Origin of the sequence: Clostridium sp. N3C, from assembly GCF_900095445.1 — a bacterium.
In the GTDB taxonomy this organism is placed as follows: domain Bacteria; phylum Bacillota; class Clostridia; order Clostridiales; family Clostridiaceae; genus Clostridium_AU.
Genome location: NZ_FMJL01000005.1, coordinates 59,405 through 71,812, shown reverse-complemented (window position 1 = coordinate 71,812; position 12,408 = coordinate 59,405). Strand labels below are relative to the sequence as shown.

Sequence of the window (12,408 nt, the reverse complement as noted above, 5' to 3'; positions counted from 1 at the left end):
TATACTTTTTTCGATATGTATTTTTATGCATTCCTGTATGAATAGTTATGCTGATAAAAAAATAGCTAATATTGACTTTAATCTCCCGTTAAGATAATATTTAAGGTAGGCTATTAGGAAGTATTATACCGCTCCTTTAAATGGAGTTTCTTATTATATATATTGGGAGTGAAAAAAATGTCAATAAAAAAAGTAAGAACTAGATTTGCACCTAGTCCTACAGGATATATGCATGTAGGAAATTTAAGAACTGCCCTTTATGCTTATTTAATCGCTAAGCATGAAGGTGGAGATTTTATTCTTAGAATTGAAGATACGGACCAGGAAAGATATGTGGAAGGCGCTGTAGACGTAATTTATAAAACTCTCCAACTAACTGGCTTAAAACACGATGAAGGTCCGGATGTTGGTGGGGAATTTGGACCTTATGTACAAAGTCAAAGGAAAGATATATATTTAAAATATGCTAAAGAGCTTATAGAAAAAGGTGAGGCTTACTATTGCTTCTGTGATAAAGAAAGATTGGATTCTTTAAAGGCCAATGCTGAAGATACAAAGGGAGCTGTAAAATATGATAAGCATTGCCTCCATCTTTCTCAAGAAGAAATTAATAAAAAATTAGCGGAGGGTGTACCTTACGTAATAAGACAAAACAATCCTACTGAAGGGACTACCAGTTTTGACGATGTAATATACGGAAAAATTGAAGTAGATAATTCAGACTTAGAAGACATGATATTAATAAAATCTGATGGTTTACCTACTTATAATTTTGCTAACGTAATCGATGATCATTTAATGGGAATAACCCATGTAGTTAGAGGCAGTGAATATCTATCTTCATCACCAAAATATAATCGTCTTTATGAAGCATTTGGTTGGGATATTCCTATTTATGTACACTGCCCTCCTATAATGAAGGATGCACACCAAAAATTATCTAAGAGAAATGGAGATGCTTCCTTTGAGGATTTGCTAGAAAAGGGATATTTAAAAGATGCGGTATTAAATTATATTGCTTTATTAGGATGGAACCCAGGAACAAATGAAGAAATATTCAGTTTAGAGCAGTTAGTTGAAATCTTTGACTATAAAAATATAAATAAGTCGCCTGCTATTTTCGATACTGTAAAGTTAAAATGGATGAATGGTGAATATATTAAAAAGTTATCTTTAGAAGAATTCCACGAGAAAGCTCTACCTTACTATAGAGAATCTATTAACAATTCTTCCATCGACTTAAAGAAAATATCTGCATTACTACAATCAAGAGTTGAAGTATTAAGTGAAATTCCTGAAAAAGTGGACTTTTTTGATAAACTTCCTGAATATGGGGTAGAACTCTATGTCCATAAGAAAATGAAGACTAATGAAGAAAATTCTTTATTAGCATTAGAAAAAGCTTATGAAAAGCTATCTCTTCTTCAGTCTTGGACATTTAGCGATATTGAAAATACCTTAATGAATTTAGTTAAGGAAATGGAAGTTAAAAACAGCCAAGTACTATGGCCTGTAAGAACCGCTTTATCTGGTAAACAATCATCACCAGGAGGAGCCTTTGAACTTGCTGAAATTCTAGGAAAAGAAGAAACTTTGAATAGAATTAAAGTTGGTATAGAAAAGTTAAAAAAGGTAAATAACCAATAAAAAAACACATACTAAATACTTTATAACAGTATTTAGTATGTGTTTTCTTCTTTGAATTTTTTAATAGAAGAATTCCAACTTGCCAAGATCTCAAATAAACTAACCACATCTTGCTCATTGTATAATAAAATAGTTTGAATTTTTTCTTTGGGCATTCTATTTATATAATCTTTATCTTTCATAATTTTACTAAAGGTTTTTGCTAAATTTGCCCCGCTTATTGGCCTATTTTCACGGACAATATTAAATTGCTTTTCTATAGTTTTAAGTCCTGTGCATATTCCAGTAGTTTCTTTATAAATATCTTGTATATCTACCTTAATAAAATTATCAAAGTTAAAAGACACTTTATACCTGTGTAATAAATAATTAATTACCGTAAAGTCATTATTGCCGGAAAAAGTAACTATATTAATTTTTCCATCATTATATGCCTTTTGAAAATAATCCTTGGCCATTTTTACTATAACCGGGGCATCCATCTTATTTTCAATCATATATTGTGTTACTTTTAAAACTTGCTTGGCAGAATCATAATAACAGGCTCCAAAAACACCAATACATATAGGCTTTTTATATACATAATGCTCCAAATCAAAAAAAATTGCCCTATCTAATATATCTTCATAACCCTCACTTTCTAGTTTATCTGTTACTGTAATATTCTTTACATCGATTATATTTTCTCTAACTATCACCTTATCACTCTTTCTATAACAAACGAATATCCTTTGATGTTAGACTATAAATCACATCTTTTCGCTCTACTATAATTTGTATTTTTTCTTTAATTACCTCATCATCTAAAACTTTCTTTAGCAACTCTCTTGTAGGGTTAACACATATAGGGTATTTAACCTTTTTAAACATAGAAAAATCCCCAGAAGTATCACCATAAGCATAGCATTGGTCCAAATCTAAATTGTACTTTTCTGTAAAATAATCTATAGCCTTGCTCTTGCTTTTACTATCCCACATAGGTATAACTTCACCGGTATATAGATTGTTTTTATCTATTATATATTCTGCCCCTAAATAATCATCAAAACCATGTTTCACAGACATTTCTCTTACTAATTCTAAAGGACTTCCAGAAATAGTGATAACCTTATGTCCCTGCTTCTTATGCCATTTGATTCTATCCCGTGTGAAGGTGTAAACTCTATCTCCCTTCTGCTCTACAACTCTTTTTGCAATAAAATCGATTTGTGATTTATGCAATCCCTTAACTGCTTCCGTATATATGTCTGCTACTTTTAATAAATAGTCATCATAATTTCCCTGTCTTTTATCCCAACGCTGATATTCAGGTCTTACTTCATTATACCATTTTTCAGGTTTTATAATTTCAGACTTAACTAATTTCTTAAATATTTCTGCTATAAGCCCTTCTCTATAAAGGGTTCCATCAATATCGAAAAATGCAGCACAATTACCCATAGGATCCTCCTTATATTTTTCTTTATTTTATTATAGTCTAATAACTATTTTTTTAAAACTAAATATTAGAGTATATAAAAATAAAGCTGGCTTACAGTCAGCTTTATTTTTACATCTTTTCTACCACATCTATACCTAATAGAGCTAAACCATTTTTAATTACTTGACAAGTAGCCTGAACTAATTTTATTCTTGCTTTCTTTAACTCTTCATCCTCTATATTTAATATGCTATGCAAGTTGTAAAATTTATTAAAAGCTTTAGCTACATCGATTATATAACGGGTAACTACAGAAGGTTCGTTTCTTTCTATGCTAAGAAAAATAGCATTTTGGAAATTTGAAATTAATTTAACCAATTCATACTCATCTTGAGTTATCAATTTAGAATAATCTGCCTGCTCAGGTATAGCCTCTACCTTTCTAAGAACACTATTACCACGAGCATAAGTATATTGAACATAAGGACCTGTTTCTCCATCAAAGCTCAACATCTCTTTCCAATCAAAAACAATATCTCTTTCTCTGTGATTTTTTAAATAAGTAAAAATTACAGCTCCGATACCAATCTTCTTTGCTACTTCTTCCTTATTTTCCAGTTCCCTATCCTTCATTATTTCCATAGTCTTCTCTATAGCTTCATTTAGTAAATCCTCTAGGAATACTACATCACCTTTTCTTGTAGAAAGCTTCTTATCTGCAAATTTTACTAAACCAAATCCTACATGAACACAATCATCTGCCCAATCGTATCCCATCAATTTTAGAGTTGTGAATACTTGTTTAAAATGTAAGGCTTGAGGAGTACCTACTACATAAATGTTTTTATAAAAATCATAAGTTTTCTTTCTATATATGGCAGCGGCTAAATCTCTTGTAGCATATATAGTAGCTCCATCCGCTTTCTTTATAATACAAGGTGGCATATTATATTCATCAAGCATAACAACCTTTGCACCATTACTTTCAACTAATAAACCTTTACTTTCTATCTCTTCTACTACTGCATCCATTTTATCACTATAGAAACTTTCACCAGCATAAGAGTCAAATTCTACATTTAACATCTTATATATTTTATCAAACTCTTTTAAGCTTAAGTCCTTAAACTTATTCCAAAGGCTAACTTCTTCTTCAGCACCGTCTTCCAATCGCTTAAAGTACATTCTCGCCTCATCTTCATACTCAGGGTGCTTTTCTGCTTCATCATGGAACTTAACATAAATTCTTAAGAGTTCATTAATTGGATCCTCTTGTAGCTTTTGCTCATCTGCCCATCCCTTCTTATAAGCAGCAATCAATTTTCCAAACTGAGTTCCCCAGTCTCCTAAATGATTTACCCTTACACAATCGTAACCTGCAAAGGATAATATTTTATACAAAGAATTTCCGATAGCTGTAGTGAATAAGTGTCCTACATGGAAAGGCTTAGCTATATTAGGTGATGAATACTCTACTACTATAGTCTTTCCCTTTCCAACATCTGAACTACCGTAAAAGTCCTTTTCTTTCAATACTTTCTCAATTGTATTTTTAATAAAAACTGATTTATCTACAAAAAAGTTTATATATGGTCCTACTGTTTCTATCTTTTCAAAGCCTTCTATATTGAGCTTAGTCTTCAATTCCTCAGCAATCATATTAGGTGCTTTTCTAAAGACTTTTGCTAATTGAAAGCAAGGAAAGGCATAATCTCCCATTTCTGGTTTTGGTGGTATCTCTATAAACTTCTCTAAGGAAACTAAATCCATATCTATATGTTCTTTTAGGTTCTCAGCTATTATCTTTTTATAATCCAAAGTATCAGCTCCTTCATTAATTTTTATAATTAAAAAACCCACCTCTATTATGACATAGAGACGGGTTAATTCCGCGGTACCACTCCATTTGACTACATATGTAGTCCACTCCAAGCTTTAACGCAGCAAACGACTGCCCTACTTTTTCGGGTGTTTCTCCAAGGCTCTCTTCATTTACTATATTCTATGGGGCTTACACCATCCCCCACTCGCTTTAGAAATCTAGTAAACTACTCTCCTCTTCAATGAATTTACCTTATCTTAATTTTTTTATAAATTATATAATGAAGATAAGCTAATGTCAATATTCTTGTTATTTTTATGACAATTATATGTCGAAATTATTGAAAATTTCTTTTAAACTATTGGCGGATTTTTGGAAATTAGATAATTCTTCTTGGTTTAATGGAACCTCTAATATTTTCTTCACTCCATCTTTACCTACGATAGCTGGAACGCCTAAAAATAATCCATCAACACCAAATTGTCCCTCTAACAAGGTAGAAACAGTTAATATTGAATTTTCATCTCCTAGAATTGCTTCTACTATTCTACGTATAGCTAAAGCTACAGCGTAATATGTAGCACCTTTTCTATCAATAACATTGTAGGCTGCATTTTTTACTTCTTCATGTATTTGATGCTTAAAGCTACCATCACAACTATGGCAAATTTGACTGCAGTATTCATCCACATTCATTCCTGCAATATTTGTTAAACTCCAAGTAGCAATTTCAGAATCACCATGTTCTCCCATTATGTAAGTGTGAATATTTCTTGCATCTACATCAAAATGCTTACTCAACATATATCTTAATCTAGAAGTATCTAATACTGTTCCAGAACCAATTACTCTCTCCTTAGGGAATCCAGAAAGTTTATATGTTATATATGTTAAAATATCCACTGGATTAGATACTACTAAAAGAATGGCATTAGGGCTATACTTAACCACTTCTGGTATAATACCTTTAAAAACTTTAATGTTTCTATCTACTAGATCTATTCTAGTTTCTCCTGGCTTTTGATTTGCACCAGCAGTAATAATTACAATATCTGAATTAGCACTTTGGCTATAATCTCCTGCAATTATATTAACAGGACTAACAAAAGATACACCATGAGATAAATCCATAGCTTCTCCTTCTGCCTTTTCTTTATTTATATCCACTATTACTATTTCTGAAGCCAATCCCGAGTTCATAATTGCAAAAGCAGTAGTGGATCCAACAAATCCTGCTCCTATTATAGTAATTTTTGCACTTCCAGTTCTCATATAATCTCCCTCCTATTCTTTGTTAATATTATATATCATTAGAAATTAATTATCAACTGTATATGTCAAAGTATTCCTATATATATGTCAAAGTATTCCTAAAAGATATGATACTTATGCAAAATCAAAGAATATGGAAACTTAATATTATTACAGAAAATAATAAGTAGATTTCTGTAAATAAATTATTATTATTGCAAATAAAGAGTATATAAAATAATATAACTATATATAAAATATTAACTTGTTAAACTTTTAAGAAGGATTTTTTCATAGATTATATTTAAGGGGCTGTCATATATGAAAATAGATATGCAAAAAATCTTTATAAACTTATATGAAGACATAAAAAAAACTAAAAACAGTAAAATATTTAGTTTTCTTATTGAAGCTTTATTTATCTTTTATAGAGATCTTTGGTATAACTGTAGTGATAATTTAGAGGATTTTCACTTTACCATTTATAACACTGAGGATAAGAAAAGAAATGAAAAAAAGATAGATGAATTACTAAATAACATTGTAATTACACTTAAATCTTTAAATAAGGGCAATGACTGCTTGGCTGGAGATAAATTTAAATCAATTTTTTATGGATACTTTAATAGTAGTCTTATATTTAAAGAACCTATTAGCAACAATTATCCATTTGATTTTCTATCCTGTGCCTATAACTTTATTGATAAAGCAAAAAAATTTGATTCATCTGTAACTGCAGCTGATATTTTTCAAGCTTTAAGAAATGTATGGACAATGAATTTACTACAGTCTATTGTGGGGTTGGATGTAGAATTAACTTATCCTATATTTTCTTATAGTCTACTTTATCCCTATACTGATAATCTCATGGATAATAGGGAAACTAGTAGTTTGGAAAAAAAGGAACGAAGCAATAGATTAATGGATAGATTAAAGGGACATAAGCTAATTCCCCATAACTTTTATGAAGATAAGATCTTTAGATTGGTAGAATTAATTGAAGAAAGTTACCCAAGAAGATATTTTTATTGCCTATATCAAAGTTTACAAGCTATTAATTCTTCTCAAATAGACAGTTTAAAGCAATACGAAAACACTGACAATATAGATTTAGAAGATATAATTCGACTATCTTTTATAAAAGGTGGCTTATCAGTTCTTACAGATGCCTATCTTATTAAAGGAACACTTACCTTAGAAGAAATTATTGGATCCTTTGGCCTTGGTATCCTATTACAGCTTATTGATGATTTACAGGATGTAAAGCAAGACAAAAAGTTAGGAAGTACAACTTTATTTACATACTCCCTTAAGCATCAATCCCTAACAAAGGCTACTGTAAAATTGTTGAATTTTATAAAACTTGTTATTGAGCTTTTACCTATCGAAAAATCTCAATATATAAATAATATTGAAAAAGTTCTCAGTGTAAATTGCTATTTGCTAATGTTCTTTTCAATAAGTAGAATTACAGCTTATTATGATAAAAACTTTACAGATAATATTAAAATTTATTATCCCTTTTCACCAACATATATGAGAAATTTTAATTCAAAATTAAATGCTAAATGGTCTTCCATTAAGAAACTTAAAAATATTAATGCTAAAAAGGTTTTTGATATACTATTAGAAGATAACACAAGTTCAATATCCAAACTATAACATCATATTAATAACAATTCTGCTCCTGGCAGAATTGTTATTAATATTTCTATCTTATTCCATTGGAACACCTTTATGATTTTCAAATCTTGGAGGTGTTTTAGGTGAACCTATTTCTTTTTCTTCTGCAGGTTTAATACCATCATGTTTACCGGCTTTTTTATGCTTTTCTCTTTTATATGCTTTCATTAATATTCCTCCTTTGGTTTAATAATGTGATCCGTTATCATTGTTTCTAATGGCTCTTGCTTTTGCATGAACTTGTGCATCATTGCCTGTATCTTTATAACCGGTTCTAGAATTTAAACTATCAAAGTCCTTTGCCGCAATAATACTACTTTTTTTATCCATAATACTTTTATTTTTTCCCATTTTATCAACCTCCCCTTATTCATAAAATGCCCCTTATATATTTTTTTATCCTATAATAAATTTACTGAATATACGTAATAATACAAAAAGAAAGGAGAGTAAAAATGCTATATGTAATTGTATGTTTAATAAACGGTGAAGTTAAAGAATTCCATCATCAATTAGTAGAAGAAGTATGTCATCGTTTTAAAGTAAAGCGTCAAAGACTACAATCTCATTTCACTCTAAAAGCTCCCTTTGAATGCAAAGACCTTTCAGAAATAGAAAAGGTAACAGAAAGTTTTTGCCTTTCTCATAAAGCATCATCTTTTATAATGAGTGGTTATAACCACTTTGATGATAGAGTGATTTATATGGACATTAAACCTTCCCTTGATACTATAAAAAATTGCGAAGAATACAAAAACTTATTAAGAACTATTCCAGGCATTGAATGGAAGAAAAATGAATCGAAAAAACATAAATTTCACTGTACTATTGTGTCAAAGCTTACTAAGGATACCTATAATGATATATGGTTTTATGTAAATAAATTTCCTTACAGCTTTAATTGCAGTTTTGACAATATAACTATAATGCGTTTAGATAAAGAAGGCTGGGTTGTAGAGAAAGGTTATAAACTGCAGTAAAGAGAATTTTTAACAAGAATAAAAGAGAGGGAAATACCTTTAAGGCCCCTCTCTCCAAAAGGTGAATTTAATCAGCACCATTGCTCACAATTAAACTTTAAATCTGTATCTAAATACTAATTTAAAGTAGCGAGAATTCTGTATGCATAAGCATTAGCTTTCATAAACAGGAATATTAACGCTGACTAAATCCACCTTGTATTATTATTATGTCACATATAATATAAAATATCCTTAAAGTTGATTTTATTATTGAAAAAATTTAATGCTTTATCTTTATCTTTTTCGTATTGATTTTTTAAATTGCCAGTTAAATTAATACTATGTTATTATATAGTAGACAGGATTTTTAAAAAAGATTATTTGTTAACGTTTTAAATTGTTTTTGATTTTATTATATTAAACTAAGGTATATGAATAACAAAGGAGAGATTTTTATATGAAAGCAAATAAACATTCAATCAAAGGCTCTTTTGCTGGTATATCCGGTGATTTAGTAAGAAATATATTAATAATTATGGTAAATGTTCTTATAAATATTGTCTGTAAAATATATAAGAATAGTTTATATAAAAAACATAATATAAGTAGTAGCTTTTTGGAATACTTGATAAATTTCGATGATCTTTCTGTAGTTATAATATTAGCTGTGATTAATTTAGTTGTTATAATTGTCTATATACTCATTATTTCTGCAATTATAAAAACTATAAGTCTTTTCTATCATATTCCGAGAAATGTAGTAATTGATTATGAAAACAATAAAATCATTGATACATCCTATTCCTTTTTCATTATTAAAAATATAGATGAAAATAAATATAATGAAATAATTAATGTAAATATTGAACAAGGACTATTTCAAAGAATGTTTAACACTGGAACCTTATACATAGAATATGTAGCCAATACAGCTGTTGATTCACAATTAAGGCATATAGAAATACCTTGTATAGCGAATCCTTTTATGCAAAAAAATAAACTCATTTAAAGAAAGAGGCAATCGCCTCTTTTTTTAACAATAATTTTTTGGTTTCCAGAAACAGAAAGCTAAGGCTATTAATATAATTATCCATATCCAACTTCCGCATCCTAAACCGCCGCCATATCCATAATTTCCATAGAATCCGCCATAACCTGATGAAAATGGAGTACAGCATGGATCACAACAAGGATCGCAGCATGGATCACAACAACAACAATCTTTTTTATGACGTTTACTCATATATATACCTCCTTTTTAACTTAAGTATAAAAATTTCTAAAAGACTTAATATATCATATTCTTAGTAAGGTTTTTTGGTCACTATTTATTAAACTGTAATTTAACAAAGAAATATTAATTAACAAGGCTAATACCTTGATACATACAAAAATATAAAAAAGTAAATACTGTTAAAAAGAACTTAAATAAATAAATCTACCTATGATATTCAGTTATTAATACTACATTTTTCGACTTATGTTAATAAATTCTAGGCTATAGTTTAAAAATTAACAATATAATATGGACAAATTTTAAATTTAATTATAAAATATATCTGAAGTATGCGATTGGAGAGGTGGAACAATGAACAAAACTACAAATATAGTAATTCTTGGCGCTGGGTACGCTGGGGTACATTCTGCAAAGATACTCAGCAAAAAGTTCAAGAAAAACGACAGTGTTAAAATCACACTTATAGACAAACTTCCCTATCACACCCTTATGACTGAACTTCATGAGGTTGCCGGAGGAAGAGTAGAACCAGAATCTGTTCAAGTTGATTTAAGAAAGATTTTTCATAGATCTAAAGTTAACATAGTAACAGAGGAAGTTCAAAAAATTGATGTAGATAGCCAGAAGCTCATTACCGATTTTGCAGAATATCAATATGATTATCTAATACTAGGCACTGGTAGCGAACCTGCATTTTTCGGTGTACCTGGTGTAAAGGAACACGGATTCACTCTATGGTCCATGAAAGATGCAATAAAAATTAGAAAACATATTGAAAACATGTTTAGAAAAGCTTCCATGGAACGAAACGCTAAGAAAAGACAAGCAATGCTTACTTTTGTTGTAGCTGGAGCTGGTTTTACAGGTATCGAGTTAATTGGAGAACTTGTAGAATGGAAAAAGAAATTAGCAAAAGAATATAATGTATATGAGTCTGAAGTAAGGCTATTAGTAGTTGAAGCTATGGGCCGAATACTAAATATCCTTGATGAAAAAGGTGCTAGAAAAACTGAAAAATACTTAAACAAAAAAGGTGTAGAAATACTTACAAATGCACCTATTGTAAGTGTTTCAGAAGATAGCATAACATTAAAAGATGGTACTAAAATATCTACAAATACTCTTGTTTGGACTTGTGGTGTTCAAGGTAATTCCTTCAATTCTAATTTAGGATTATCCTTAAATAATAGAGGTAGATTAATTGCTAATGAATATATGCAGGCATTAGACAAAGAAAATATTTATGTAGTTGGTGATTGCGCCTTTGTAGAAGAAGGAGAATCTAAAAACCTACCTCAAATAGTTGAAGCTGCTTTACAGACTTCAGAAACAGCAGCTCATAACATTATTGCTGATATTGAAAATAAAGAAAAGAAACCTTTTAAATCTAATTATCATGGTTTCATGGTTTCAGTAGGAAGTCACTATGCTGTAGCTAACTTAAGCGGCATTAAGCTTTCTGGTTTCTTTGCTATGTTAATGAAGCATTTAGTAAACCTTCATTATCTATGGGGTGCTGGCGGATTCTATTTAATGTTTAAATATTTAAGCCATGAATTCTTTAATATGAAAGATAGACGTTCTTTTGTAGGAGGACATTTATCTGCTAAATCTAACGTATTATGGTTAATATGCTTAAGAGTTTATATTGGAATACTTTGGCTTTTAGAAGGATTAGAAAAATTAGTTGGTGAAGAAAATTGGGAAAAAGCCAATGGATTAAAGAAACTTACATCCGGTATCGGTAAAGACAGTTGGATTAAAAAAGGTAATGTTAAAATGCCTTTTGATTGGTTATATAAGAGTGCTGAATCCGGTTCTGTAAGTGATGCGGTCTCTTCTGCTTCTCAGACTGTAACAGAAACTACTTCAGTGGCAGACGCAGTAGCTTCAGCTTCTCAATCCGGTGCTGCAGAAGCAGCTTCAAGTTCTTGGCCTGATCCAATAATGAGTATGCCAAACTTCTACAAGAAAATCATGGAAATATTTATGCCTAATGCAGATATTGCGGTATGGTTCCAAAGATTTGTGGTTGTTGCAGAAATAGGTATGGGTTTACTCCTTATTGCCGGTTTATTCACATGGCTAGCTAGCGCCGCCTCTGCCTTTATGGTTGTTAACTTTATACTTTCTGGTATGGCTGGATGGGACATATTATGGTATTTCTTTGGAGCTATTGCCCTAATGGCCGGTGCCGGTAAAGCTTTAGGTTTAGATTATTTTGTTATGCCATGGCTTAAAGATCTCTTTAGCAACTTCTGGGTAGGAAAAAGAAAGCCTATTTATGATAAATAGCAAATAAAAAACTTAATTTTTAAGGCACTGATTTATGAATAAGTAAATCAGTGCCCTTAATAATATTGCAAAGAATATTATAATTTATTTC

At 30.2% G+C, this 12,408-nt stretch carries 12 protein-coding genes and 1 other annotated feature; of the genes, 5 read left to right on the top strand and 7 right to left on the bottom strand.

All coding sequences use genetic code 11. From position 1 onward, the window contains the following. Positions 1–183 precede the first annotated feature (183 nt). Positions 184–1,647 carry a glutamate--tRNA ligase gene (gene gltX / locus N3C_RS03460; RefSeq protein WP_178377758.1) on the top strand — a complete coding sequence of 488 codons (1,464 nt, stop codon included), beginning with the start codon at positions 184–186 and terminating at the stop codon, positions 1,645–1,647. 32 nt (positions 1,648–1,679) lie between these two features. Here the strand turns inward: gltX and N3C_RS03455 are convergent, their stop codons facing one another. The 4 genes from N3C_RS03455 to N3C_RS03440 form a co-directional block, all read right to left on the bottom strand. Beyond that, entirely contained in the window at positions 1,680–2,345 is a 666-nt protein-coding gene (locus N3C_RS03455) for a ribonuclease H-like domain-containing protein (RefSeq protein ID WP_074364683.1), read from the bottom strand. Between the two features lie 13 nt (positions 2,346–2,358). After that, positions 2,359–3,087 carry an HAD-IB family hydrolase gene (locus N3C_RS03450; protein ID WP_074364682.1) on the bottom strand — a complete coding sequence of 243 codons (729 nt, stop codon included), beginning with the start codon at positions 3,085–3,087 and terminating at the stop codon, positions 2,359–2,361. A gap of 109 nt (positions 3,088–3,196) precedes the next feature. Then, positions 3,197–4,885 (bottom strand): arginine--tRNA ligase, encoded by a 1,689-nt coding sequence (argS, locus tag N3C_RS03445; RefSeq protein ID WP_074364681.1) that lies wholly within the window; start codon positions 4,883–4,885, stop codon positions 3,197–3,199. 53 nt (positions 4,886–4,938) lie between these two features. Beyond that, positions 4,939–5,140, bottom strand: a binding site (T-box leader). 73 nt (positions 5,141–5,213) lie between these two features. Further along, a complete protein-coding gene (locus tag N3C_RS03440; RefSeq protein WP_074364680.1) occupies positions 5,214–6,161 on the bottom strand; it encodes an L-lactate dehydrogenase in 948 nt (315 codons plus the stop codon). Between the two features lie 300 nt (positions 6,162–6,461). On the opposite strand from N3C_RS03440, the gene N3C_RS03435 reads away from it, so the two are divergent. Continuing rightward, a complete protein-coding gene (locus N3C_RS03435) occupies positions 6,462–7,802 on the top strand; it encodes a class 1 isoprenoid biosynthesis enzyme (protein ID WP_074364679.1) in 1,341 nt (446 codons plus the stop codon). Between the two features lie 54 nt (positions 7,803–7,856). Here N3C_RS03435 and N3C_RS15380 read toward each other — a convergent pair whose 3' ends face one another. Further along, on the bottom strand, positions 7,857–7,991 hold the full coding sequence (locus N3C_RS15380) for a hypothetical protein (protein ID WP_278281005.1): 135 nt from the start codon (positions 7,989–7,991) through the stop codon (positions 7,857–7,859). 18 nt (positions 7,992–8,009) lie between these two features. Next, positions 8,010–8,174 (bottom strand): hypothetical protein, encoded by a 165-nt coding sequence (locus N3C_RS14950; protein WP_178377757.1) that lies wholly within the window; start codon positions 8,172–8,174, stop codon positions 8,010–8,012. 104 nt (positions 8,175–8,278) lie between these two features. On the opposite strand from N3C_RS14950, the gene N3C_RS03430 reads away from it, so the two are divergent. After that, positions 8,279–8,803, top strand: coding sequence for a 2'-5' RNA ligase family protein (locus N3C_RS03430; RefSeq protein ID WP_074364678.1), 525 nt, complete (start codon positions 8,279–8,281; stop codon positions 8,801–8,803). Between the two features lie 439 nt (positions 8,804–9,242). Beyond that, positions 9,243–9,794 (top strand): PH domain-containing protein, encoded by a 552-nt coding sequence (locus N3C_RS03425; protein WP_074364677.1) that lies wholly within the window; start codon positions 9,243–9,245, stop codon positions 9,792–9,794. A gap of 24 nt (positions 9,795–9,818) precedes the next feature. Here N3C_RS03425 and N3C_RS03420 read toward each other — a convergent pair whose 3' ends face one another. After that, positions 9,819–10,028, bottom strand: a complete 210-nt coding sequence (locus N3C_RS03420) for a hypothetical protein (RefSeq protein ID WP_074364676.1) — start codon at positions 10,026–10,028, stop codon at positions 9,819–9,821. 345 nt (positions 10,029–10,373) lie between these two features. Here N3C_RS03420 and N3C_RS03415 point away from each other — a divergent pair, with 345 nt between their 5' ends. Then, on the top strand, positions 10,374–12,317 hold the full coding sequence (locus N3C_RS03415; protein ID WP_074364675.1) for an FAD-dependent oxidoreductase: 1,944 nt from the start codon (positions 10,374–10,376) through the stop codon (positions 12,315–12,317). Positions 12,318–12,408: the final 91 nt, after the last annotated feature.